Source organism: Sphaerochaeta sp. PS (assembly GCF_032144095.1).
Taxonomy (GTDB): Bacteria; Spirochaetota; Spirochaetia; order Sphaerochaetales; family Sphaerochaetaceae; genus Sphaerochaeta.
This window is the reverse complement of sequence record NZ_JAVSNJ010000002.1, coordinates 1-24,525: the sequence shown is the minus strand read 5'-3', so window position 1 is coordinate 24,525 and position 24,525 is coordinate 1. Positions and strand designations below refer to the sequence as shown.

The window sequence follows — 24,525 nt, the reverse complement described above, 5'->3', positions numbered from 1 at the left end:
CTAGAATATCGGTTTCGCGATAACCAGATGCTGCACCATCTGCAGCTCAAGAGGCTTGAGAGTGGCTTTGCCCTGACCTTCCATCAGGACAAAGAGCACTTTTCCGGCCTCTTTCTTTTTGTCCTTGGAAAGGTGTTCCTTGAAATCTATCCAGTCACCACGACCGATGCGATAATCCATGTCATAGCCAAAGGACTTGAAGAGTTTTGTAGCACCGGTGGCGTAGGCCTTGTCGGTAATCCCGAGGCTGGCCCCAGCTTCCAGAGCCCTGCCTGTCCCCCAGGCCACGCAAGAGCCGTGCCCGAAAAGCCCAAAATGTGAGGAAGACTCCAAGGCGTGTCCAAAGGTGTGCCCTAGGTTGAGCATCTGCCTGATGCCAAGCGATTCCTTGGGATCCTGCTCTATATACCAAATCTTCACATCCAGGGAGAGTTCCACAAGATGGCGCAGCGTCTCACCATCACGGGCAAGGATCTCGTTCTTCTTTGTCAGAAGAAGCTTGTACAGCTCCTCATCCTGGCTGAGCAAGGCGTGCTTGACCACCTCTGCAAGCCCGTTGAGGAACTCCTTCTCACTGAGGGTACGTAGGGTGTCAAAACAGATCAGCACCTCATCAGCAGGGTAAAAGGAGCCGACCATGTTCTTCAGGCCCTTGAAATCGATGGCGGTCTTGCCACCGACCGCTGCATCGACCATGCACAGCAAGGTGGTGGGAACCAGGGTAAGGCGACAACCCCGCATGTAGACAGAGGCTGCAAAGGCTGCCATGTCACAGACGACTCCTCCCCCAAAGCCGATGATCCTGCCATCCCTGGCGAGCCCTTCATCCATGGCAGTGGAGAGGATCCTTTCCAGGGAGGTAAAGTTCTTGGAGCTTTCACCGCTCTCCAGGACAACATGGACTGGGGGCAGCTGTTTGAACAGTTTTGCAGTATTGGTATCAAATACCCAAAGTACCGAGCGACCATATCCACCCAAATGGGCGGAAAGATCCTTCAGGTCATCGGCCAGGAATATCTCGGTCTCCTTGCCATTATCAAGCGTTACCGTGCGTAGTGTATTCATATCACCATTTATACCGTTTGTGGAGGGGAATAACAAGATGAAAAATGAGAGAGGGCTTCCCTACTTTCCTATAATCAGCTTGAATTTATCGTTGAATTCGGGGACAATACCAGCCATGACCGACATACACTATTTTGACAATGCAGCTACCACGGCGATGAGCAAACAAGCCATGGATGCATACGTCTATACTGCATCTTCCTATATTGGCAACCCTTCGGCCCTTCACCTGGAGGGACGCAAGGCGAAGGCCCTGCTAGAGGAAAAACGTACCGTGTGTGCAAATCTTCTGGCTGTCCCCCCCTCCACCCTGACTTTCACCAGCGGAGGGACTGAATCGAATGCAATCGTCCTCAACCATCTGGTCTGGAAACCCCAGAAGGCCGAGGCGATACTGACCAACATCGAACACCCCTCTGTCAAGGAGTATGGGACACTCTTGAAGGCTCTTGGCTGGAAGGTAATCTACCTCGATGCACCCGGAGGATTTGTACGCCCCTCAGACCTTGGGCTTGCCCTTACAGAGAGGACACGCCTGGTCTGCTGCCAGCTCGTGAACAACGTGGTAGGCTCCATTTTGGACGTGGCTGCCCTGGTCCGGGTCGTCCGTTCATTTGAGCAAAAGAGTGGAAGGAAGATACATTTCCATACCGATGCAGTGCAAGCACTCGGAAAGATCCCCTTCTCCCTGACCGACCTGGGAGTGGACAGTGCCGCCTTCAGCGCCCACAAGTTCCATGGGCCCAGGGGAGTTGGGATTCTATACAACACAAATCCAGCCCTAGTAGCACTCAACCGGGCGGGCGAACAGGAAAACGGCTTGAGAGGTGGCACGGAGAACCTCAGTGGCATTGCAGCCATGACATCAGCATTGGAGGATGCAATGGCCAACCAGGAGGAGCATCTCTCACAGGTGCAGGCCATACACTCGCTTCTACGAGAGGAGCTCGCTTTCCTGCCTATCCTTTCCCCATCAGAACTGTGCTCACCGTATATACTCACTGTCTCGGTGCACCCCTGGCCCAGTGAAGTATTCACCCGCATGCTCTATGCCAAGGGTTTTTGTGTTTCAGCAGGATCTGCCTGCTCGAACAACTCCAAACAGAAAAGCCAGGGAGTGCTTGCTTCGATGCAAGTCAGGCCTGAAGATGCCAAAAGCAGCCTGCGCTTGTCTTTTTCCTACGATACTACCATAGTAAGCGCACAATTGCTTAGCTCGACAATACAAACCATATACAGGGAGCTCACATGAAAGATTCGACCCTCTACCTCGTCAGACTCGGGGAAATATCACTGAAAGGCCTCAACCGTGACTTTTTCGAGAAACGGCTCAAGCAGAACATAAAGAACAAGCTCAAACCGTACCGTAGCCTTGTAACCAAACAGAAAGGAAGACTCTACTTTGAGGTCAGCAACGAGTGTCCTGAGGAACAGGCATTGATGGCCTTCAGGACAACCTTTGGCGTGGTGGGATTTTCAAAATGTCTCCGTTGCGAAAAGGATATCGAGGCTATCAAGAAGGTCGCGGCCATCCTCATCAAGGAACCACCGTTCGCATCGGGAGAGGGTACCTTCAAGAGCGAGACTAAAAGAGCTGACAAGCTCTTTCCGATGAACAGCTACGAAATCGACTGTGAGCTCGGTGGTGTCGTCCTTGACGCCTACCCTTCCATGAAAGTCAATGCCAAGTATCCTGACAAGGTCATCTTCTGCGAGATTCGTGACATGGCCTACCTGTACACCTCCCCCCAGCCGGGTCCTGGAGGACTGCCGGTAACCACTGCAGGCAAGGGGATGTTGTTGCTCAGCGGTGGCATCGACAGTCCTGTGGCCGCATACATGATGGGCCAACGGGGACTGAAACAGGAGTGCATCTATTTCCATGCCTACCCCTACACCAGTGAGCTTGCCCAGGAAAAGGTGGAGAAGCTAGCCTCCCTCATAGCCCCGTACCTGCAAGGAACACGGTTGCACGTCGTTCCCTTTACCGAGCCCCAGCTTTGGATCAGGGAGCATAGCCCCGAGGATGAACACACCCTCATGTTCCGGGCGGCAATGATGAAGGTTGCCAATGCAATCTCCCTCAAGCAGGAAGGCATGGCAATCGTGACAGGTGAAGCGCTGAGCCAGGTTGCAAGCCAAACACTGGAGAGCATGGCCTTCACCGACAGCATGAGCGACCAATTGGTCCTACGCCCCCTCGTCGGGATGGACAAGCTTGAGATCATAACCCTTGCAAAGGCCATCGGCACCTACGAGACTTCCATACTCCCCTATGAGGATTGCTGTGTCATCTTCAGTCCCAAGCACCCACTAGTCAGGCCAAACAAGAAAAGCGTGACTGAGCACTTTGTCTCGATGGGTATTGAACCCCTGCTTGAGAAAGCAATTGAGGAGACCCAAACCCTTGATTTCGGACCTGATGGAAACCGTAGGGAGTAGAGTATCTAGACACTTTTTCCATATGTGTATAAAACTCTAGAATATCCCTATACTGGATAGGGGTGAATCGGGTAGTGTTGTAGTAGTTCGGAGGCATTTCGGTGAGAATCGGATTAGATGTTGGCTCCACAACCATGAAAACCGTGTTGCTTGATGATGCGGGCAACCTTGTGCATAAGCAGTATACCCGGCATTTTTCCCAGATCAGGGAAACTGCTACATCACTGCTCTCAGAAATCTTGGCTGCATATGGAGATATTGAGCTTGTCATAAACGTTTCAGGGTCTGCAGGGATGGGTCTTGCCCAAAACCTTGGGCTCAGTTTTGTCCAGGAGGTCTATGCAACCCGCCTTTCAGTTCGGCACTATCTTCCCAGTAGCGATGTGGTGATCGAGCTCGGCGGCGAGGATGCAAAGATCCTCTTTCTTGGCGACCAGATGGAGGTCAGGATGAACGGCACTTGTGCCGGAGGCACAGGTTCCTTCATCGACCAGATGGCCTCATTGCTCCATGTAAACCAGGACGAGATGGACGGCCTTGCCGCAAGGGCACAGCAGACCTACTCCATAGCGTCGCGCTGTGGTGTATTTGCAAAAAGTGATGTGCAACCCCTGCTCAACCAGGGGGCAGACAAGACAGACCTGGCTCTCTCCATCTTTTATTCGGTAGTCAACCAGACCATCGCAGGGCTCGCCCAGGGCAGACCCATCAAGGGACAGGTAGTCTATCTTGGGGGACCGCTGACCTTCTTCTCCCAACTCAGGAGAGCATTCGACACAACCCTCAAGCTGGAGGGGATCTGTCCGGAAAACTCCCTCTATTTTGTCGCCTTGGGAACCGCATTGGCAAGCAACACGGAGAAGGTATCCCTTACCAAACTCATCGACATGGTCCAGAATACGAAAGTGGAGGCAACCTACACCTCCATCCCCCCCCTCTTTAAGGATGAAGGACAGTATAAGCTGTTCAAGAGCCGGCATGCCCAGGCAAAACTTGCCTATACCGACCCCCAGACCTATGAGGGAGAGGCCTTTATCGGCATTGATGCCGGATCCACCACGGTCAAGCTCTGCATCCTCGACTCAGATGGGAGGGTTCTGCACACCCGGTACCAGAGCAACAATGGCAATCCTGTGCAGACCATCAAGGAGTTCCTTACCTCCTTCATGGTCTCCTACCCAAGGATATCCTTGGTGAAGGGGTGTTCCACCGGCTATGGGGAACAGCTCATCAAGAACGCCTTTGACCTGGAATACTCACTGGTGGAGACCATTGCCCACTACCAGAGTGCAAGGACCTTCAATCCCGCGGTTGACTTCATCATCGACATTGGGGGACAGGACATCAAGTGCTTCAAGATTGCTGATGGGGTGATAGATGACATATTCCTCAACGAGGCGTGCTCTTCAGGCTGTGGGTCGTTTTTGCAGACCTTTTCCAATGCCTTGGGCTTTACCGCCGAGGAGGCAGCCCAGCAAGCCATTGGGGCCAAGCGCCCGGTAGACCTCGGAAGCCGATGCACCGTTTTCATGAACAGCTCGGTAAAGCAAGCCCAGAAGGACGGGGCGACGGTTGCCGACATCTTTGCAGGGCTTGCCATCAGTGTGGTAAAGAATGCCCTGTACAAGGTTATCCGTTCTACCGACCCTTCCATGCTTGGTAACCAGATTGTCGTCCAAGGAGGGACCTTCCTCAACGATGCAGTACTGCGTTCCTTTGAGCTGGAACTGGGTACCGAGGTGGTCCGTGTCCAGGAAGCGGGACTAATGGGAGCCTATGGATGTGCACTCTATGCCAAAAAAATGCACCAGACAGTCCCCATGGGAACCACCATGCTGCAGCTCGATGCCCTTCAGCACTTCACCCATACGACAAAGACCCTCCACTGTAAGGGGTGTACAAACTACTGCCTCTTGACGGTCAACCGGTTTGACCACGACCGTAAGCTGGTAAGCGGAAACAAGTGCGACCGCATCGTCAAGCCCGAGAGTTTCATCAGCGACCCCAAGGAGCTGAACATCTACGCCTTCAAGCAGCACTACCTCCAATCCTTCAAGCCGGCCAAGAACCGTAGGGGTCAGATAGGCATACCCTTGCAGCTGAGTTTCATCGAGCAGCTCCCCTTTTGGCACACCTTCTTCTCCTCGCTGGGTTTTGAGGTAATTGTCTCCCCCTTCTCCACCCGGCAGACCTATCTTGATGGGCAATCGACCATTCCCAGCGATACGGTTTGCTACCCTGCCAAACTGATGCACGGCCATATCCAGTACCTGCTCGACCAAGGGGTAGAGACGATCTTCTACCCGTGTAGCAGCTACAATATCGATGAGTTCAAAGGGGACAACAACTTCAACTGCCCGATAGTTGCCTACTACCCAGAGGTGCTGAAAAACAACATGAGCGGCCTTTCACAGGATGGGGTTACCTTCATTTCGGACTATCTCTCCCTTGCCGACAGGGCCTATCTTTCCAAACGCCTTGACCTGGTGATAGGAAAGCCCTACTCCATTCCCAAAAGGGAGATACGTGAGGCTGTCAAAAAAGGATTTGAGGCGTATGGGCTCTATCTGAAGGCCATCAGGGCACAAGGGGAGCACATCATCGAACAGGCACGAAGCCGCAATTGGCCCATCATTGTCCTGGCGGGGAGACCCTACCATGTGGACAGTGAGGTCAACCATGGCATTGACCAACTGCTGTTGCAGTGCGGGTGTGCCATCATCAGCGAGGATACCGTAGCCTACAAGATGCAGAAGGAGAAAAGGAAGGTCCTCAACCAGTGGCCCTACCATGCACGTCTCTATGATGCAGCTAGGTATGTGCTCAACCAGAAGGATATGAACATCATCCATCTAGTCTCCTTCGGCTGTGGCCTTGATGCGGTCACCTCTGACGAAATTAGGGATATCCTCCATGACAGCGACAAGATCTACACCCAGATCAAGATCGATGAGATCACCAACCTTGGGGCGGTGAAAATCCGTATCAGAAGCCTCCTGGCTGCACTTGAAGAGGGGAATAGATAATGGCAGTTTTGTTTACCAAGGAGATGAAGAAGGAGTATACCATCCTCATCCCAAATATGTCCCCGGTTCATTTCACCTTGGTCAAGGAGGTGTTCGTAAACCATGGATACAAGACAGTATTGCTTGAAAACCAGGGGCCGAATGTCATTCGTGAAGGGCTGAGGTATGTGCACAATGATATCTGCTACCCTGCCCAGCTGGTCATCGGCCAGTTGATTGATGCCCTGAAAAGCGGGTTGTACGATGTGGACAAGACAGCGCTGGTAATTACCCAGACAGGCGGAGGTTGCAGGGCGAGCAACTACCTCTTCCTTTTGAGAAAAGCGTTGAAGCGGTGCAACCTGGAGCAGATCCCTGTCATCAGCCTCAACTTCAAGGGGATGGAGAAGAGCCCAGGGATGAAGCTTACCCCTTTCATGTTACTTCAGGCCTATGCCGGGTTTATCTATGGGGACCTGTTGATGACCCTCTCAAACCAGGTCAGGCCCTACGAGGTCAACAAAGGGGAGACCAACCGCCTGGTTGACTGGTGGATAGCCGACCTTTCGAAAAAATTTGCCAACAACAGCGGATATATCGGCTGGGCAATGAAAAGCAATCTGCACGCCATCTGCTCGCAATTTGCCAAAATCGAAGTCAACAAGGTCAAGAAGATCAAGGTTGGGATCGTCGGGGAGATCTACATGAAGTATGCCCCCCTAGGCAACAACAACCTCCAGCAGTTCCTTGAAGACCAGGGCTGTGAGGTGATGGTCCCCTCCATGATGGGATTTCTCTACTATGGGGCAGACAATGCCATCACTGACAGGGAGTACTACGGGGGGAGGTTCTTCTCCTCGCTTATTACCCAATTTCTGATGAAGCAGCTCTTCAAGGTCGAGAGGATGGCCCTCGATGCCATGAGAAAACAAGGGTGTTTTACCCTACCGTCCACCTATCTTGAGATGAAGAAGCTAAATGAAGGAATCCTCGACTACGGGGTAAAGATGGGTGAAGGATGGCTACTGACAGCAGAGATGCTCGAGCTTGTCCATGCAGGGTATGAGAACATCGTCTGCACCCAGCCGTTCGGCTGCCTGCCCAACCATATCTGTGCAAAGGGTATGATACGCACCGTCACCGAGAAGGCCCCTCAAGCAAATATCGTCCCCATCGACTATGACCCTTCCGCCACCCATGTAAACCAGGAGAACCGCATCAAGTTGATGCTGGCAATAGCAAAAGAGAAGCTGGAAACCAACCAACTGTAGGGCAACCTTACGGAGAAAGCCCCTGGGCCACTGTTCGCATGTGGGTATATTGGGTATATTTACCCCATGAAGAAACTAGTACTTACAGACATAGAGGACCTAGCAGCCCTTGTCCAGGCCCAAATCGAAGAGGTATCCCGTACCAGTGCTGAGACTATCCGCCTTGGAATTCCCGGCGGAAGAAGTGCAGCCTTCCTTATAGAGGGCATGCTTAAGCTCCCTGATGCCATCCTTTCCAGGGTCCGTCTCTACCTGCTTGATGAACGGCTCAGTGGGGAACGTAACCTGGATACCCTGTTGGCCTCAGGGCTTGCACAGGCCATGGAAGAGGGCAGGTTCAAAAAGGACAGCCTCTCCATCCCAGAGGTGGGGAAACCCCTCCTGGAAGAAAAGGCCACAAGATTTGACCTCATATACCTTGGAGTTGGAGAGGACGGGCATATTGCCTCTCTCTTCCCTGGCTCCTACCCCTCAGAGGAAAAAGGTCAGACTGCATTGGTTCTGGACTCACCCAAACCGCCATTGGAACGGGTAACCTTTACCTATGCCGGGTTTCGTACCTACGCAAGAACCACACCCATCTGCCTGTTGTTCCTTGGCGAGGGAAAAAGACCTGCCTACCTAAGATTTCTTTCGAAAAAGGAACAAGCTGAAAGCTTGCCTTGCGCCTTCTTTACCCAAGAGAACTTTTCTGTGACAATCATAACGAACCTAAAGGAGCAACCACGATGAAAAAGATCATCATACAATACGGCGGCACCGGAGACCTTGCCCTCAAGAAACTCTATCCAGCATATGAGCAACTGATGGGAAAAGGGTTTGAGTTCGACGTACTTGCCCTTGGTAGACGGTACAATGACAGGGAAAGCTTTGTAAGTTCCATCATCGACAAGCAGGCATCGGCAGATTTCCTCAAGCATCTGGACTATCTTCCCTACGATATGGATGACCCGGAAGCAACAAAACACCTAAAAAGCAAACTCAACGAGATGGTGGCAGGAAAGGAGTCGGTTGAGCTGATCTACTACCTTGCCCTGCAGCCATCCCTCTATGAGGAGGCCATCCACCAGATACAGGAGGTCGATTCCTCCATGGTTTGCTCATGTAACCTTACCAAAAAGATTGTGGTGGAAAAACCCTTTGGCTTTGACCTGGACTCTGCTATCCGGTACAACAAGATCCTTGAGACTGCGTTCCTGGACAAGGAAATCTTCAGGATCGACCACTATCTGGGCAAGGAGTTCATGCAGAATCTGCTGATCATGCGCTTCCACAATGACATCATCCGCAGCATCTGGGACAAGGACTCCATCGAAAGCATCCAGATCATCTTTGATGAGACCCATGGGGTGGACCAGCGGTTGGGCTTCTATGAGAAGATCGGGGTGGTACGCGATACCATCCAGAACCACATCCTGCAGATAATCACCTACCTGACGATGAATGAGCCCGCTTCCCTCTCCTCAGAGGATATTGCCGTCGAGAAGGTCAAGGTATTGAAAGCCATCTCCCCCATCGAGGAGTTCTCCATGGGAAGGTATGAATCATTGGGGGCAAACAGCGGCCATGTGGTCGATATCCCTACCTATGCGGCCCTCAAGCTCTATGTAAATACCTATTTCTTTGCAAATATCCCCATCTATGTGCGCACAGGCAAGATGCAGGGAGAGGCCAAGAGCCTTATCTACGTCAAGTTCAAGAATACAACCAAGGACGTGATGCACGACCCGAGCATCGCCGACAATGCGGTGATCATCAACATCCATCCTGAACTGACGATAGACATCAGCGTAAACCTCAAGCAGCCGAACACTTCCTGGAAGTCAAAGCCGGTGAGGTTCAGGTTCAACCAGGCAGAAACCTATGGAGCGAACACCCCTGAGGCATACGAGCAGATCCTGCAAAAGATCCTGCAAAGCGACAAGAGCCTCTTTCCGACCATGCGCGAGATTACCGAATCCTGGAGGATCGTGACCCCGATGCTGGAGCATGATGGACATAGTGAGGTCTATCCTGTCAGGACCCTGCCACGATTTGCCACCCAGCTGGCAGAAAAGAACCATTTCACCTGGTATAACTAGACAAAGGAAAATTCCTATGCAGGGAAAACGGTGAAAGGAGGCCCCTCCTTTCACCGTTCATGGATGAAAACCTAGAAGAAAAGAACAATCTCTTACCATAGAAAATGAGCAAGTGTTCGCCCAATAGGGGATAGTTGCTCCTACCTATACGATTGCTGCACCTTTACGATCTCATCATAAACCCTCTGCCCGATTCGCTCATCGCTGGCTATTACTTCCCAGCGTACCAGGGCATCCTCACTCTGGCTCACCCTTTGGAAGACCTGGAACCAAGGGGTTTTCAGCTTGGCCTTTGCATCATATTGCGCAGGGAGGTTGAACCGATACAGGGATGCACCAAGGCTTTCGCCCTGCTCGTTTTCCGTTACCTTGGTAGAGCCCATCCTGAAGAGCAATTCCTCAACCTGAAGTTGCAGTGCATTGCGCCTTCCCTCTTCCTTGATCATCATCGACCATTCCCGAGCCCTCCAGCTGCTGTCCTGCAACCTTTTTGCCTCATCAAAGCGTGTAGGGTCCTGCATATAGGCTTTCAAGACCAGCAGGGTATAGAAGAGTGTGTTCTCAGTGGAGAACAGAGGAGAATTCCAGTCACCCACCCTCTGGGGCATCTGCAGATAGTAGTGTGCCGACTCCTCGACTGCTGCCAGCAGCTGTTCTTCCCTACCCTTGAGTAGGGTGCTCTTGATGTAGGAGTGTCCGTTGCGAATTAGGGAGATCTTCTTTCCCTGCATTACGCTCTTGAGCAAAAGTGGAGGGGCAGCCTTGATGTCAAACAGGAATGTAGGGTCAAAGGTTTTTTCGTCCGAGACAAAATAGGGGGCGAACATCGTCTTCAGCTCGTTTGAGATGATCCCCATGACAAAAGCAGGTGCAAGCTGGCTCCCCTTGTAGAGCAGGTCCATCCTGTCCCCATCGCCATCATAGGCAAAGCAAAGCTCCTTCTGGCTCTCAGCCAGGTAGGCTACGGTGCTCTCCATGCTCGAATCAATCCCTGGATTGGGATCCCCTACCGGGAAATCCCCATTGGGAATGAGATGCCGGTAGGTTCCTTCCACCCCACACTGGGTCAGGGCCCTGCTTACCGCAAGGCCATAGCTGCCGTGCAGGAAGTCGCACACTACAGGCAAACCTTTCAAGCTGTCAGAAGACACTCCTGCCAGACGCATCGAGTAGTCGATGAACTGGTCAAGGGAATTGAGGGGAATGACAGAACCACCCTTACGATTGTTTGCAAGAAGGGGCTTGTCGTAATAGAACTCAATCTTTGCAAGCCCGCCTTCAGGACCGCTTGCAAGGGAGACACTCTCCACATTGGAAGCGACAATCTTCATCCCAAGATAGGATCCAGGATTGTGGCTTGCCGTTATCATGACCCCACCACTGGTTGGGTGTTGCATGCAGCTAAAGTAGAACTGGCAAGAGCCGATGGGGTTTGGTTCTAGATATACCGTCAGACCTGACTGGACAAAGATATCCAGGGCGGTCTGCATAAGCTCATCGCCCCCCAGTCGGGCATCGCGTGCCAGGACTATAGAGTGTGTCTTTACATCATGGAGCATGTAGTATGCTATTGCATGACAGAGCCCAGCCGAAGTTTCCGCATCGAAATTGGTTCGTTTGCTTCGGATGTCATACGCTTTAAAGAGATTCTTTTTCATTGCCGATCCTTTATACGGCTAGCCGTACATCTACAGAAAAAAAGGACAATCCCACTCTGATGAGCAAGAGTGTCCCTGTCAACCATCATGCTCTGCTCAAAAGACCCTGCCCCAGATTGACGGTACTCTGTTCATCGAAAAGGTTGGACTTGCCCGAGGCAAAACTCAAGCCAACCTGTTTTTCCAGGTCAAAATCAAGGTCACCAAAAACAACGGAGTGGAGATAGCTCTCCCCCATCCTCAGCTGCACGATGGTCTCCATCCCCGAAGGGAGGGAGGAGAGGACTGTCGCTTCGGCCATGGAAGGACCTTCAGTTATGGCAACATGCTCTGGCCTGAGGCCAAGAATAATCTTCTGCCCTACAGAGAGACCAATTGTCTCCAAGGGTTTGAAGACCAGGTTGATACTCCCTGGAAGGGCCAGGGTAATAGGGTTGAGCTTGGTAACCTCGCCCTTGATGAGGTTTATGTTGGGCGAGCCCACGAAATCGGCTGTGAAGGTGTTTGCAGGCTTTCGGTACACTTCCAAGGGAGGGGCGTACTGCTGCATATACCCATTTTTCATGAGGCAAACCCGGCTCGATAGGGTCATTGCCTCCAGCTGGTCATGGGTGACATAGACAAAGGTGGAGTCAGTTTCCCGGTGAAGGCGCTTGAGTTCGGTTCGCATCTCCATCCTCAACTTGGCATCAAGGTTGGAAAGCGGCTCATCCATGAAGAGTGCCTTTGGCCCGGTCGCCAGCGTCCGTGCGATGGCAACCCGCTGTTGCTGTCCACCAGAAAGCTCTGATGGATATCGGGCTGAGAATTCGGAGATCTTGAGCATGGCAAGCAGCTCTTCCACCCTCTGTTTGATATCTTCCTTGGACCACTTCAGATTCTCCAGCCCAAATGCAATGTTCTTGTATACGGTCATATGGGGCCAGAGCGCATAGTTCTGGAAAAGGAACCCCACATCACGCTTGTCGGCAGAGATATCAATACCCTTCTCAGAGGAAAAGACAATCCTGTCGTTGATGGTTATCTCACCTTCGGTAGGGGTCTCAAGGCCTGCTATCATCCTCAGTGTGGTAGTCTTCCCGCAACCGGATGGACCAAGCAAGGTAACAAAGCTACGATCCTCAATGACCATATTCAGGTCATCTACTGCAACAAATTTTCCAAAACGTTTCGTAACGTGTTTCAATTCAATCTTTGGCATCTTAGGCTCCTTAGGTGTTTCCGATTCCCTTGTCGATAGAGGCACCGGTGAGTTTGTTAACCAACAGGTTGAAGCCTACTACGATGAGTACAATCATGAGGTTTATGGCATTGGCATACTGGTTCCAGCCTTTCTCATTGTACTGGAATAGCAAGGTGGTGAGGATTCTCGTCGAGGGAGAAACCAACAGGATAAACAGCGACAACTCGCGCATGCAGGAGATGAATGGCAACAGGTACCCACTGATGAAGGTGGTCTTCTGGATTGGGATGATGATGCGGGTCATCCTCTTGAACCATCCGATTCCCATGATGGTACCGGCCTCCTCGATCTCTCCTGAAAGCTGGAGCATCGCGTTTATCCCGCTTCTTGAGGCAAAGGGGAGGTATTTTACTGCCCCTACGATGACAAGGAGCCAGAACGAACCATATAGGGCGGGAATGAACCCCCTACGGACGGCGAATATCGACAGGAAGATGGCTCCGAAGGCCATCGATGGCATCAGGTAGGGGAAGAAGGTGAGGTTGTTGACCCAGGTCGAGAGCTTCGACCCCCTTCGCTTTGCAATGGAGTACCCGGCGAGGATTCCAACCGTACCAGCTATAAGGGAGACGATTACCGACAGCTTCAGGCTGTTGGTAAGGCCGAGCCAGATGGAAGGGTTACGCAGGATGCCAGGCTCACTGTTTGCAATGTCTGCCCTACCCTCACCGATCCAGAACTCGGTGGTGAAGTTAGAGAAGGAGTAGTTGCCAGGTGCCATGATGAATGACTCCAAGGCGAATGAGAACAGGGGAAGGATCGCGACCATCAACAAAAAGACAATGAGCAGTACGGTCAGGGGGGTCCTGGCCTTACGGAGGTTGAACAGGGAGATGTTGGAGCTCTTGCCTGTGATGGTGGTGTAGGATTTGCGCCTGCCGGTGATCCATTGGTTGAGCATCAGAATTCCTACTCCGATGATGATCATGATGAGGGCCATGATGTATCCATAGCCAGGGTTCATCCCGTTCAGCGTGCGGAACATCTGGGTGGTAAGCACCTGGTACCGGACAGGGCTCCCTAGGAAGGCTGGGACTGCGAAGGCGCTCATCGTTGAGGAGAATACCAGCAGGAAGGTGGAGAGCAAGGCAGGCCTAACGATGGGTAGGGTGATCTTACGGGTAATCTGCCACCTTGAGGCGTGCAGCAACATGGCCGCCTCCTCGAGGTTCGCATCCATGTTCCTGAGGATTCCTCCGATGAGGATGTAGGCAAAGGGTGCATAGTGGAGCCCCTGCACGATGACTATGGGAAAGAGACCGTAGGCAAACCAGTTTGCCGTCTCTATGCCGGTAAGCACCGTAAAGAGCCCGGGTGCCCCTCCGATGCGGGAGTTTCTGAAGAAGTTAAGCCATGCCATGGCCAAGGTCCAGGCTGGCATGATGTAGGGAAATACGAAAACCGTCGAAAGGAAGCCCTTGGCCTTGATGTTGGTTCGGGTAACCGCCCATGCAAAGAATCCTCCTATGAGGATGGCCATGAAACAGGAGAGCGAGGCAACGACCATCGTGTTGACAAAAGGTTCATAGAACGTCTTCTGGCTGGTGACCCCGCTGGCAAACATCTTCTTCCAGTGATAGAGGGTAAAGGTCCCGATATCCTGCTTGACAAAGCGTGCCTCTGACGAATGGACCGTCAAGGTATCAACCATGATGGTAAGCAAAGGGACAAGGGTAAGATAGCCCAAAACAACAAACAAGACGATCAGGATGATGTTGTGGGGTTTCTTGATGAAAGACCTAAAGGTATTAAATTGGCTTTTGGCACTCATGAGCTGGTTCCTTACCAAACGGCCTGCAGGATATCTGCAGGCCGTAATGCTATTCAGAGACTAGTAGATGTACTGGTTGAGGAATTCCTCGACCTCGGCACGATTGTCGAAGCAGTACTGTCCATCCTCCTGTACAAGCAGGGGCTGCCATACAGCAAAGGGGAAGTCAATGTCTTCGTGGATGGGGTTGTTCGGGTTGGCACTATAGGTTCCGACATCATCACCCCAAGGAGCAAACCCTTCAGCGGTGAAGAGGTACTCGATGAACAGCTTGGCTGCATTGGGATGCTGGGCAGAGCGGGTCATCAGGGCATAGAGGCTATAGTAGAAACCGGAGAACGGGTCCATGGCCATTGCAGGCTTGAGGGCAAGGTTCTTGCTGGTGGCATACCGTGCCTTGGAGAATACGAACAGGCCTACAGGGGGGAAGCTACGCTTTGCATTCTGGCCTTTGATGCCAATGTTCTCTGCAAGGGTCGTGTCGCTTGTACCGACGATCAGGTCGTTGCTGTAGATCGCCTTGATCCACTCATATCCGGCATTGGGGGTAGTCAGGACAATATCCTTGCCAAAGTAGGACTTGTACGCCTTTGCAATCTTGGCTGACCATTCAGGGCTTGTGCACATGGTCAGGAAGTTTGCATTTACCCCTTCCTGGAACGGGTTCTTGAACTGCAAGAGGCTCTTGTACTTAGGATCGGCAAACTGCCAGATGTTGGTATAGGGAGAGGTTGCAACATTTTCATCGTTGTAGATGAATACCTTGTTGATGGCAAAGACCTGGAGAGGGTCCTGCATGTTTGCAGGGATAACGCCCTTGAGGTTGGCAGGGATGTAGTTGTAGAGATATCCTGGCTTGATAAGCTCACCCACCAGCCTTCCTGCATCCTGGGCAAGAACAAAGTCAGCACCGAAAACACCAGCCTGGGCCTCTTTCGATACCTTCTCGATCAACTCGAAATCCTTGAGGTTCGAGCTTACGACTTCAATGCCATATGCCTTGGTAAAACCTTCGGCAGCCTTTGCAATCCGGCTTGATGTGGCATAGACGACAACCTTGCCTTCGGCTTTGGCGAGGGCAACCAGCTCGTCATGGGAAACTTCCTTGACAGCTTGGGCAGGAGCAGGGGCAGCAGGGGCTTCTTTTGAGCCTGTTGCAAAAACTGAGGTTGTGAGCAAAGCGGCAACCATCAGCAGTGAAAGCATTTTCTTCATAACAGTTCTCCTATGTTTTCTTGATAGAGTCCAATCCTGAAATAAGTATACCATAGCCATAAGACTTCACAACAAGTAAGAATTGAATAGAATTGTCATTCCTAGCACACTAGGTGTACCAAAGGTACAGATGCAAGAAAAAGGGAGGTGCTACCCTCCCCTCCTTCAGATCTTCAGGAACATCTTTTCCTTGATGGCATCAAGGTTTTCATTGCCTATCCTGTTTGCTTTTTTCGTTCCTTCGACGATGATCTCCCGCACTTCCCCAAGATGGCTCTCGTAGTATGCACGCCTCTCCCGCATGGGCTCTAGAAGGTCGTTCAATACGGTATTGAGCCGTTTCTTGCAATCAAAACAACCGAGTTTTCCACTGGAGCACTGTTCGTAGATCTCAGGAGCCTCGCTCGGGTTGAAGATCTGATGGTACTTGTAGACGTTGCAGATCTCAGGATGGCCCGGGATCTCGGTCCTTACCCTTGCCGGGTCGGTAACCGCCTTGCGGATATGCTTCCATACCGTTTCAGGCGTATCGGAGAGGTAGATGGCATTACCCATGCTCTTGCCCATCTTGGCATTGCCATCCAGGCCACTGAGCCTTCCAACCTGGCTGAGCTTCACCTGAGGCTCCACAATATTGGTCCCGTAGAGCTTGTTGAACTTGCGCACGATCTTGCGTGAAAGCTCAATGTGGGGAACCTGGTCCTCACCGACTGGAACGAGGTCTGCATTGATGAAGGTGATGTCTGCCGTCTGGCTTACCGGGTATCCGAGAAAACCATAGGTCAGGTCCTCGTACCCATAGTTCTGGGCCTCAGTCTTGATGGTCGGGTTATGCCGCAGCTGATTGACCGTTACGATCATGGAGTAGAAGATCGTAAGCTCGGCGATGGAGCTTACCTGGGATTGCTGTACAAAGGTAACCTTGTTGGGATCGAGCCCGACCGAAAGGTTGTCCATAGTCACATCATAAATACTGCTGTTGATCAGCCTGGGATTATCAAAGTGGGTGGTGAGGGCCTGGATATCGGCAAGAAGGATAAACTCCTCATAGGTATCCTGCAGCTCTACACGTGACTTCAAGGAGCCTACATAGTGGCCCAAATGGAGCCTTCCTGTGGTCCTGTCACCGGTCAATATTCGTTTCTTGGTTTCCACACCCTACTCCTTACTCAGTTTCTCTTGTTCTTCCTCGGAATTGGCCCCAAGAGGATTGAACACCCTGACCATAGTGTGTTGCATGCTGCAGGAAGGGCAGGCGGCAGGCGGTTCATGTTTTTCGACCGACTGCACCAATTCAACATGGGCATGGCAATTCTGACATTCGTATTGATAGCTAGGCATCTGATATCTCCTCGTATTTATAGCAATCCGGTAAGGCTTTGCTTTAGCAACTGCATCTGTTCTTCGCCCAAACGCATCTGTTGGATAGTGACAAGGTCCTCTTCGAGTAAAAACATCTGCTTCAGTTCGGCAATTGTATAAGGAATCTTTTCCTTTTTCAACCTAGCAAGATATCCACTGCGCACCATCTGGGAGAGAGTGGATGCAAGCTTCGGACTTTCCATGGTGATGTACGCATCCACCGTGTAGAGCCCGTTTGCCTTGTTGATGAGCAAGAGCACTTCCACCGCCTGCTGGAATACAGACTGGGGAAGATTCAAGCCAAGGTCAAAGAACGTTTCAGGCTCTAGGGAGTAGAGGGCGATGGAGGCATTTGCCATACGCGAGGCGACCTCATCGGGTATGAGCACCTCTTTCTTTTCAAAGGAGGCATATGCGCTCTCATACTCCCCATTCGTAAATATCAGGGCATTGTTCTTGGGTGTATAGAGGCTTAGCGGTCCATCCTTCTGGCTGAACCACATAAGCCCATCCTTGTTGCTCTTCTTTGCCAACTCCTTGGCATACATCATGCCGGTATTGAGCAAAAACTTAGGATAGTCCCCCTCGACCACCCCATATGCATTGAGTGACTCGGGCGTTGCCGGATACTCTCCTGTGGTCGGCAGCAGTGAGAGCGATACCCGCTTCGCACGTTTGGAAAACTCTTGCAGATCCCCAAAGGCCGAAGCGACCAGGTCAGGCTCGGCAAGGGCATCGACGGTAACGACGATGACCCCTTTCTGGGCCATCCCCTGAAAATGGTAGTAAGGCCGCTCTCTCTTTGCAAGAGTGGCACAGGAGCTAAGAAGCAGCACCAAAAGTAGTGATACGATAACAGCCTTACTCTTTCTCATTGGGTTACTCCTTTGCTACAGCCAACCTCACCATATGCTCCCCACACTCCACAGCCTCAACACTTTCCAGTGTAGCAAAGGTTATGGTATTCGACAATGTTTCCCTTGCAATGGTCTCCCCAAAGTTGGCGAACACCTTCTGGACAACTTCATCACCGTCGTAGGTGAGCACAATCCTGTCTGAGACATCAAAGCCACTCTCCTTTCGGAGATTCTGGATACTGCGTACGATATCGCGGGCAATCCCTTCCTGGAGGAGTTCCTCGGTCACCTTGGTATCGAAACCGACGGTGAGCGATCCGTCATTGAGCACCTTCACCCCTTCCATCTCTGTGCGTTGGACAAGGATTTCCTCATTCCCAATGGCTATCTCTCCCTCACTGTACTGCAGGGTGACGAGTTTCCCATCGAGGATGGAAGCAATGGTCTCAGCTGAGAAGGCAGCGATCTGTGAGGCTACCTCCTTCATCTGCTTGCCGAGCTTTGCACCAAGGACCTTGAAGTTTGCCTTGGCACTGTAGCTCACAAGGCCACTCTCATCCCCCTGGAGGACAACCTGCTTGACGTTCAGTTCTTCTGCAATGATATCTTCCATGGAGGAGAGCACTTCCCTCTCCTCAACTGTCCTATCGACGAGGAAGAGCTTGGAAAGCGGCTGGCGAATCTTCAGGTTGTTTGAGGCGCGGACAGAGCGTCCCATGGCAATTGCCTTTTGGGCAAGGGCCATCCGGCTCTCCAGTTCCAGGTTGCGCTGGGAACTCTGGTATTCTGGGTAGAGGGCAAGATGGATGCTCTGGGGCATATCATCGGTCTTGAGATTCTGATAGATATCCTCAGTGGTAAAGGGGATGATCGGGGCAGCGATCTTGATGAAGGTCATCAAGGTACGGTAGAGGGTGTCATACGCCTCTTTCTTGTCCGTATCGTTCTCGCTTCTCCAGAACCGTCTCCGGCTCCTTCGGATATACCAGTTGTTCAAATCATCAATGAAGGGGACAAACAAGGAACAGGCCTTCTGGATATCATAGGCATCAAGGGCAGCGGTTGTCTCGGCGATGAGTTTCTCGCTGCTGCTGATGATCCAGATGTCCATGGGATTGGAAAGCTTCTCATAGGCAGTCTCACCCGGCACGTAGCCGTCGATATTCGCATAGGTTACAAAGAACGAATAGGCATTCCACAAGGGGATGATGAGGGTCTTCAAGACCTCCTTGACCGAATCCTCACTGAACTTGAGGTCCTCTGCCCTGACCACAGCACTGTTCATCAATGCAAAGCGTAGCGAGTCGGCACCATAGACATTGACGATCTCCTTGGGATCGGTGTAGTTCTTGGCACTCTTGCTCATCTTCTTGCCTTCAGGGGTAAGGACGATTCCGTTGGTGACACAGTTCTTGAAGGCTGGCTTCTCAAACAGTCCGGCCGCGATGACTGTGAGTGTATAGAACCAACCACGGGTCTGGTCCAGGCCCTCACAGATGAAGTCAGCCGGGAAATGCTGTTCAAAGTACTCCTTGTTCTCAAACGGATAGTGTAGCTGGGCATAGGGCATGGAACCCGATTCGAACCAGCAGTCCAATACATCGGAAATACGCCTCATCGTTCCCATACCATCGGGACTTGGCCAGGTAAGCTCATCCACAAAGTGCTTGTGCAAATCGGGGACAGCCTTGCCGCATTTTGCTTCCAGCTCCTCCCTACTGCCAATGATCTCGATGTGGTCGCTGCCGTCACACTTCCAGACGGGAATGGGGTTACCCCAGAAACGGTTACGGCTGATGGCCCAGTCACGGGCACCTTCCAGCCATTTCCCGAAACGTCCGCCCTTCAGGTGCTCAGGCATCCAGGTGATCTGCTCATTAGCAGCGAGCATTGCCCCCTTGATCTTCTGAATATCCACAAACCAGCAACCCATTGCCCTATAGATGAGGGGCTTGTGGGTGCGGTAGCAGAAGGGATAGGGGTGAAGGAAGTTCTCACGCTTCACCAGTTTCCCGCTCTCCTTGAGATAGGCAATGATATCCTTGTCGGTATCCTTGACAAAGCGCCCCTCGTAGTCAGGCACTTCGCTGGTGAACTTTGCCTCGCTGTCGATCGGGCAGACTACAGGAATGCCGGTACCCTTGAGTACCTGGTAGTCATCCTCACCAAACCCTGGGGCGGTATGGACGATGCCACAACCATCCTCTGTGGTTACATAGTCACCCAGGACGCAGACAAAGGCGCCCTGTTCCTTGAGGTTGGCAAAATAGGGGAACAGGGGTTCGTAGCGCATGCCAGCGTAGAAGGAACCTTTCTGCTCCTCCACGATCTCATACTGGCTCTCATCCGTGTAGTAGTGGCCCAGTCGGGCCTTGCCCAGGATGTAGTGGCAGTTGTCGCTCTTGTCGAGAATCTTCACGTAGTCGATGTCCGGACCAAAGGCAAGGGCCAGGTTTGAGGGAAGGGTCCAGGGCGTGGTGGTCCATGCCAGGAAGAAGGTATCCTTCTCTCCGTCGACGGCAAACCTGACGGTAACCGCCTGGTCGACCACATCCTGGTAGCCGCCAAGGTTCACCTCAAAGTTGGAAAGAGGACACCCTAAGGCGGGGCTGTATGGAAGGATATTGTACCCTTCGTAGATGAAGCCCTTCTCATAGAGAGACTTGAAAACCCACCAGATGGACTCCATGTAGTTGGTGTCCATCGTGCGATAGCCATTTTCCCAGTCAACCCATCGGCCCATCCTGTTGATGGTATTCTCCCACTCCTTGGTGTACCGCAGCACAATGGAGCGGCACTGTTCGTTGAAATTGGCTACCCCATACTCGCGGATAGCAGAGGGGCCGCTAATGCCCAGGGTCTTCTCCATCTCGAACTCTACAGGCAGGCCGTGGCAATCCCAGCCAAAGCGCCTGTTTACACGCTTGCCTTTCATGGTTTGGTAACGGGGAATGGCGTCCTTGATGGTTCCAGGAACCAGATGGCCAAAATGGGGAAGCCCGGTCGCAAAGGGAGGCCCGTCATAGAAGACAAACTCGTTGTCTTCTGGGCGCAGCTCGATGGACTTGCCAAAAATATCTTCATCATGCCAGAAAGAGAGAATATTCTCCTCCAAGGCCGGGAAATCAACTCTTGTTGTTACTGGACGAAACATAGACGCTCCTCGCTTCTGAAAGTTTTGGTGAACTTCCGCATTAGTGCCATTCTATTCATATTGAGCCGAAATGACAACCTTTACCATTCGTTTTTACCGTTGACCTTTACGCTTTGTAGCGGTAGTGTGGCTGTATGAATGCTTTCCAGGTACCTTCGGCCATCAGACGTTTTTCCTCCCGCTTCAAGGAAGCCGGCTTCTCCCTCTATATCGTGGGGGGAGCCATTCGAGACTTCTTGTTGGGTTTGGAAAGTGAGGACTACGACTTTACCACCGACGCCGAGCCCAATGAGGTCATGGCCCTGTTTGGCCATGTCATCCCGACAGGGATCGAACATGGCACAGTAACGGTAGTGTTTGAGAAACAGATGTTCGAGGTTACCACCTTCCGCAGCGAAGGCTCCTACTTCGACGGCAGGCATCCCAGTTCCGTCTCTTTCATACGGAACCTCGAGGAGGACCTCAAGCGAAGGGACTTCACGATAAACGCATTTGCCGCCGACTGCACATCAGGGACCATCATTGACCTCAACGGGGGGAGAGAGGATCTGAAGAAGAAGGTCATCAGGGCAATTGGAGTGCCCCAGAAACGATTTGAAGAGGATGCCCTACGCATTATGAGGGCCTGCAGGATAGCTTCCAAACTAGATTTCACCATTGAACCGGAAACCCTCAAGGCCATGGCTGAAGCCAAGGAAAACCTGAAGAACGTCAGCGCAGAAAGAATCAGGGAGGAGCTCTTCAAGCTGGTCGACTCCCCCTATCCCACTGTAGGATTGGCGTATATGCACCGAAGCGGTGTGCTCACTACCCTCTTGCCAACCCTTGCCAAAGGCGATGGGATCGAGCAGGGAGGCATGCATCACCAGGATATCCTGCAGCACAACATCGCTGCCTGCCAAGCAGCTGCCACCATGGGCTTTCCCCTACCAGTAAGGCTTGCCTGCCTGTTCCATGATATGGGCAAGAGCGAGGTCATCATGCATGGGGAGGGGCGGAACACCTTCTACAACCATGAGACCGTTTCAGCCAAGCAGACGCAATCCATCATGGATGGCCTTAAGGCAAGCAGGGAGCAAACCAGAATCGTCAGCCACCTGGTTCGTGAGCACATGTTCAACTACCAGAGTTCATGGACCGACAGCGCTGTCAGACGTTTCATCAACAAAGTGGGGCTCGAGGATATCCCCCTGCTTTTCCAGGTACGGATAGCAGACCAGATAGCCATACATGGCAGGGCTGACACCACACTCCTAGATGAACTGCAAGAGAGGATAGAGAGTATCCTGGAGGCCCGTGATGCCTTGGGCATCAAGGACCTTGCAGTGAATGGAAACGACCTGATGGTGTTGGGGATTCCCAAAGGGAAAATGATAGGAGAGATCCTCTCCTACCTGCTGGAAACAGTGCTCGATGATCCGGCCCAAAATACCCGGGACCAGTTGCTTACGATAGCAAGGTCCTATTGCTCCAGAGTCGGGACAACCACGCTCTCATAGGCAAGCTTTGCAGCATTCTGCTCAGCTTCCTTCTTGTTGCTCCCCTGGGCTGGGCCAAAGGTCTGGTTGTTCACCTGCACTTCCACGAAAAACGTGAACTCATGTTCAGGGCCTGTTTTCTTTACCAGGGTATAGACGGGACATTTTCTCCAGCGCTTCTGCATATATTCCTGCAAGCTGGTCTTGTAGTCCCTGTGGTAGTCATATTTGAGCACTGCCTCTATCTGGTCCTTGAGAAAACGCATGACAAACTCTTTTGCAACCTCAAAGCCACTGTCAAGATAACAGGCGGCAAAGAGGGCCTCCATACAGTCGGCAAGCAGGGCTTTCTTCTCCCTACCCCCACTGTTCTCCTCACCCTTCCCAATGAGCAGGTACTTGTCCACCTCAAGGTTACGGGCGATCATGGCAAGGCTATCCTCACTGACCACGACGCTCTTGATTTTTGAGAAGTCCCCCTCCTGCTTAGCAGGAAGATTTCTCAAAAGCCAATCGGCAACACACATGCCAAGGACACTGTCACCCAAAAACTCAAGCCGTTCGTTGTTCCCAACCTCTTCAGACGTTTCATTGGCAAAGGATCGATGGGTAAACGCAAGGTTGAGGAGGTTCAGGTTATTACATTGCATGGCACAGGATTCTTTAAAAACAAGAAGCTCCCTTTCTCTCAATTCGGAGATAGCGGGAGCTTTACCAAAGGCATACGGATCCATACGGAATGAGCCTTAGAGCTGGGTTGAAAGAAAGTCTACAGCATCCTTGACGGTTTCAAACTCGTTGGCTTTCTCATCAGGAATGGAAACACCGAGTTCTTCTTCGATTGCATACACCAGTTCATAGGTGTCCAAGCTGTCTGCACCAAGATCTTTACGGAATGAAGCATCCATAGTAATCTTTGCTGCGTCAATTTCCAGTTTATCGGCAATAAGTGCCTTTACTTTTTCAAATACGTCTTTATTATCCATAATTTTTACATCTCCTAAAAATGGGAACTATTTGTCTTGCAGTTCAATGACTTGAACACCACGATAAAAGCCACACTTGGGACATACACGGTGAGGAACAACCATGTTACCACAGGTACCGCATCGTGAAAGGGTTGGAGAAACAAGACGCATGTTTGCTGCCTTACGAGAAGCTGCACTTGCTTTTGAAGTCTTATATTTAGGTGTTGCCATGTTGAAAATCCTCTTATCCTACGCAAAATTTTGACACTTAGGGAAGAATAACGAAAAACCCCAATTGCGTCAACAACTAAACCCGTTTTCCACTCTTTTGTACAAAGCTATGTGGATGAATTGGTTAGCAAAAGCACGAATCCAGCTGAAGAAGACGGGTATTCTCCAGAAGCCCAAAACCCTAATCTGACAAATTCAAAAAAACTATACAGTGTACCCATAGTGTATGTCTAGCCAATACCACTCTCATTTTTGAGAAAGAGAGTTCATTCCACTATATATAGCTATTTGTCGAGACTGTGCTATCTTTGACCTGTGTACCAGAGAAACCCCATATAGCTCTGGAACAAAAATACTCTTTTTAAGAAGATTGGCGTTGGCCAGTCAGTATTGCATCAGTTGGTAGCTGAGCTACCCACATACCAAGGAGTCTGCCATGTATGCCTTTCCCTACTTTCTTGTAGTTGCCGTGTTGGTTGTCCTGTTCATTCTCCTTATTCGAGAACTTGTCTGCTGGTATTGGAAGATCAACCTTATCAAGGAGACCCTGGGGACCATCGATGCCAAACTGGAGCAGTTCCAAAGATCCAACCATGCCTTGGAAACATCCATTGGTTATGGAATGGAAACAATAGCTTCAACCCTGGTAGCACTGCATAGAAGCGCTGAGAAGCAGGTTGTACTCCTGGAGCAGATGCATCAGGATTCCACAAGCCAGCACCAG

The 24,525-nt window shown here is 51.6% G+C and carries 20 protein-coding genes; 8 read left to right on the top strand and 12 right to left on the bottom strand.

From position 1 onward, the window contains the following. Positions 1 to 1,065 (bottom strand): 3-dehydroquinate synthase family protein, encoded by a 1,065-nt coding sequence (locus ROJ03_RS02620; RefSeq protein ID WP_313725435.1) that lies wholly within the window; start codon positions 1,063 to 1,065, stop codon positions 1 to 3. Positions 1,066 to 1,180: 115 nt separating this feature from the next. Between ROJ03_RS02620 and ROJ03_RS02615 the strand changes: the two genes are divergently transcribed. The 6 genes from ROJ03_RS02615 to ROJ03_RS02590 all read left to right on the top strand — a co-directional run bounded on the left by ROJ03_RS02615 (position 1,181) and on the right by ROJ03_RS02590 (position 9,864). After that, a complete protein-coding gene (locus tag ROJ03_RS02615) occupies positions 1,181 to 2,317 on the top strand; it encodes a cysteine desulfurase family protein (protein WP_313725434.1) in 1,137 nt (378 codons plus the stop codon). Further along, the gene (gene thiI, locus ROJ03_RS02610) at positions 2,314 to 3,507 is read left to right on the top strand and encodes a tRNA uracil 4-sulfurtransferase ThiI (RefSeq protein ID WP_313725433.1); all 1,194 of its coding nucleotides are present in this window, start codon (positions 2,314 to 2,316) and stop codon (positions 3,505 to 3,507) included. The genes ROJ03_RS02615 and thiI overlap by 4 nt, the downstream gene beginning before the upstream one ends. 101 nt (positions 3,508 to 3,608) lie before the next feature. Continuing rightward, complete coding sequence (locus ROJ03_RS02605; RefSeq protein ID WP_313725432.1) at positions 3,609 to 6,533, top strand: acyl-CoA dehydratase activase-related protein; 2,925 nt, start codon at positions 3,609 to 3,611, stop codon at positions 6,531 to 6,533. Continuing rightward, positions 6,533 to 7,783 (top strand): 2-hydroxyacyl-CoA dehydratase, encoded by a 1,251-nt coding sequence (locus ROJ03_RS02600; protein ID WP_313725431.1) that lies wholly within the window; start codon positions 6,533 to 6,535, stop codon positions 7,781 to 7,783. Before ROJ03_RS02605 ends, ROJ03_RS02600 begins: the two co-directional genes overlap by 1 nt. Before the next feature lie 66 nt (positions 7,784 to 7,849). Further along, positions 7,850 to 8,515 (top strand): 6-phosphogluconolactonase, encoded by a 666-nt coding sequence (locus ROJ03_RS02595; RefSeq protein WP_313725430.1) that lies wholly within the window; start codon positions 7,850 to 7,852, stop codon positions 8,513 to 8,515. Then, entirely contained in the window at positions 8,512 to 9,864 is a 1,353-nt protein-coding gene (locus ROJ03_RS02590) for a glucose-6-phosphate dehydrogenase (protein ID WP_313725429.1), read from the top strand. Before ROJ03_RS02595 ends, ROJ03_RS02590 begins: the two co-directional genes overlap by 4 nt. 140 nt (positions 9,865 to 10,004) lie before the next feature. On the opposite strand, the gene ROJ03_RS02585 is transcribed toward ROJ03_RS02590, so the two are convergent. The 8 genes from ROJ03_RS02585 to ileS all read right to left on the bottom strand — a co-directional run bounded on the left by ROJ03_RS02585 (position 10,005) and on the right by ileS (position 21,124). Continuing rightward, positions 10,005 to 11,522, bottom strand: coding sequence for a hypothetical protein (locus ROJ03_RS02585; protein ID WP_313725428.1), 1,518 nt, complete (start codon positions 11,520 to 11,522; stop codon positions 10,005 to 10,007). 85 nt (positions 11,523 to 11,607) lie between these two features. Then, on the bottom strand, positions 11,608 to 12,723 hold the full coding sequence (locus tag ROJ03_RS02580; protein WP_313725427.1) for an ABC transporter ATP-binding protein: 1,116 nt from the start codon (positions 12,721 to 12,723) through the stop codon (positions 11,608 to 11,610). Between the two features lie 10 nt (positions 12,724 to 12,733). Then, a complete protein-coding gene (locus ROJ03_RS02575; protein WP_313725426.1) occupies positions 12,734 to 14,536 on the bottom strand; it encodes an iron ABC transporter permease in 1,803 nt (600 codons plus the stop codon). Between the two features lie 60 nt (positions 14,537 to 14,596). Then, on the bottom strand, positions 14,597 to 15,751 hold the full coding sequence (locus ROJ03_RS02570) for an extracellular solute-binding protein (protein ID WP_313725425.1): 1,155 nt from the start codon (positions 15,749 to 15,751) through the stop codon (positions 14,597 to 14,599). 165 nt (positions 15,752 to 15,916) lie between these two features. After that, positions 15,917 to 16,906, bottom strand: a complete 990-nt coding sequence (gene trpS, locus ROJ03_RS02565) for a tryptophan--tRNA ligase (protein WP_313725424.1) — start codon at positions 16,904 to 16,906, stop codon at positions 15,917 to 15,919. 3 nt (positions 16,907 to 16,909) lie between these two features. Next, entirely contained in the window at positions 16,910 to 17,092 is a 183-nt protein-coding gene (locus tag ROJ03_RS02560; protein ID WP_313725423.1) for an FmdB family zinc ribbon protein, read from the bottom strand. A gap of 17 nt (positions 17,093 to 17,109) precedes the next feature. Beyond that, positions 17,110 to 17,988 carry a hypothetical protein gene (locus tag ROJ03_RS02555; RefSeq protein WP_313725422.1) on the bottom strand — a complete coding sequence of 293 codons (879 nt, stop codon included), beginning with the start codon at positions 17,986 to 17,988 and terminating at the stop codon, positions 17,110 to 17,112. Between the two features lie 4 nt (positions 17,989 to 17,992). Further along, entirely contained in the window at positions 17,993 to 21,124 is a 3,132-nt protein-coding gene (gene ileS / locus ROJ03_RS02550) for an isoleucine--tRNA ligase (protein WP_313725421.1), read from the bottom strand. Positions 21,125 to 21,258: 134 nt separating this feature from the next. Here ileS and ROJ03_RS02545 point away from each other — a divergent pair, with 134 nt between their 5' ends. After that, a complete protein-coding gene (locus tag ROJ03_RS02545; protein WP_313725420.1) occupies positions 21,259 to 22,623 on the top strand; it encodes a CCA tRNA nucleotidyltransferase in 1,365 nt (454 codons plus the stop codon). On the opposite strand, the gene rnc is transcribed toward ROJ03_RS02545, so the two are convergent. The 3 genes from rnc to rpmF are packed head-to-tail and all read right to left on the bottom strand — an operon-like array spanning position 22,587 to position 23,801. Next, positions 22,587 to 23,336 (bottom strand): ribonuclease III, encoded by a 750-nt coding sequence (gene rnc, locus ROJ03_RS02540; protein WP_409530488.1) that lies wholly within the window; start codon positions 23,334 to 23,336, stop codon positions 22,587 to 22,589. The two genes, ROJ03_RS02545 and rnc, sit on opposite strands and share 37 nt — an antisense overlap. A 12-nt stretch (positions 23,337 to 23,348) precedes the next feature. Beyond that, on the bottom strand, positions 23,349 to 23,588 hold the full coding sequence (acpP, locus tag ROJ03_RS02535; RefSeq protein WP_313725418.1) for an acyl carrier protein: 240 nt from the start codon (positions 23,586 to 23,588) through the stop codon (positions 23,349 to 23,351). Between the two features lie 27 nt (positions 23,589 to 23,615). Continuing rightward, positions 23,616 to 23,801: a 50S ribosomal protein L32 gene (rpmF, locus tag ROJ03_RS02530; protein ID WP_313725417.1), complete on the bottom strand. Its 186-nt coding sequence runs from the start codon at positions 23,799 to 23,801 to the stop codon at positions 23,616 to 23,618. 436 nt (positions 23,802 to 24,237) lie between these two features. Here rpmF and ROJ03_RS02525 point away from each other — a divergent pair. After that, positions 24,238 to 24,525 (top strand): hypothetical protein (locus ROJ03_RS02525; RefSeq protein WP_313725416.1); only part of this gene is annotated, 288 nt, incomplete at its 3' end.

Excerpts from the sequence above, each read along its gene's own strand:
- ROJ03_RS02545 (WP_313725420.1), top strand. The coding sequence starts at position 21,259 with ATGAATGCTTTCCAGGTACCTTCGGCCATCAGACGTTTTTCCTCCCGC.
- rpmF (WP_313725417.1), bottom strand. The coding sequence starts at position 23,801 with ATGGCAACACCTAAATATAAGACTTCAAAAGCAAGTGCAGCTTCTCGT.
- ROJ03_RS02555 (WP_313725422.1), bottom strand. The coding sequence starts at position 17,988 with ATGAGAAAGAGTAAGGCTGTTATCGTATCACTACTTTTGGTGCTGCTT.
- ROJ03_RS02585 (WP_313725428.1), bottom strand. The coding sequence starts at position 11,522 with ATGAAAAAGAATCTCTTTAAAGCGTATGACATCCGAAGCAAACGAACC.
- acpP (WP_313725418.1), bottom strand. The coding sequence starts at position 23,588 with ATGGATAATAAAGACGTATTTGAAAAAGTAAAGGCACTTATTGCCGAT.
- ROJ03_RS02560 (WP_313725423.1), bottom strand. The coding sequence starts at position 17,092 with ATGCCTAGCTATCAATACGAATGTCAGAATTGCCATGCCCATGTTGAA.
- ROJ03_RS02590 (WP_313725429.1), top strand. The coding sequence starts at position 8,512 with ATGAAAAAGATCATCATACAATACGGCGGCACCGGAGACCTTGCCCTC.
- ileS (WP_313725421.1), bottom strand. The coding sequence starts at position 21,124 with ATGTTTCGTCCAGTAACAACAAGAGTTGATTTCCCGGCCTTGGAGGAG.
- ROJ03_RS02595 (WP_313725430.1), top strand. The coding sequence starts at position 7,850 with ATGAAGAAACTAGTACTTACAGACATAGAGGACCTAGCAGCCCTTGTC.
- ROJ03_RS02570 (WP_313725425.1), bottom strand. The coding sequence starts at position 15,751 with ATGAAGAAAATGCTTTCACTGCTGATGGTTGCCGCTTTGCTCACAACC.
- ROJ03_RS02580 (WP_313725427.1), bottom strand. The coding sequence starts at position 12,723 with ATGCCAAAGATTGAATTGAAACACGTTACGAAACGTTTTGGAAAATTT.
- thiI (WP_313725433.1), top strand. The coding sequence starts at position 2,314 with ATGAAAGATTCGACCCTCTACCTCGTCAGACTCGGGGAAATATCACTG.
- ROJ03_RS02600 (WP_313725431.1), top strand. The coding sequence starts at position 6,533 with ATGGCAGTTTTGTTTACCAAGGAGATGAAGAAGGAGTATACCATCCTC.
- ROJ03_RS02620 (WP_313725435.1), bottom strand. The coding sequence starts at position 1,065 with ATGAATACACTACGCACGGTAACGCTTGATAATGGCAAGGAGACCGAG.
- ROJ03_RS02575 (WP_313725426.1), bottom strand. The coding sequence starts at position 14,536 with ATGAGTGCCAAAAGCCAATTTAATACCTTTAGGTCTTTCATCAAGAAA.
- ROJ03_RS02615 (WP_313725434.1), top strand. The coding sequence starts at position 1,181 with ATGACCGACATACACTATTTTGACAATGCAGCTACCACGGCGATGAGC.
- rnc (WP_409530488.1), bottom strand. The coding sequence starts at position 23,336 with ATGGATCCGTATGCCTTTGGTAAAGCTCCCGCTATCTCCGAATTGAGA.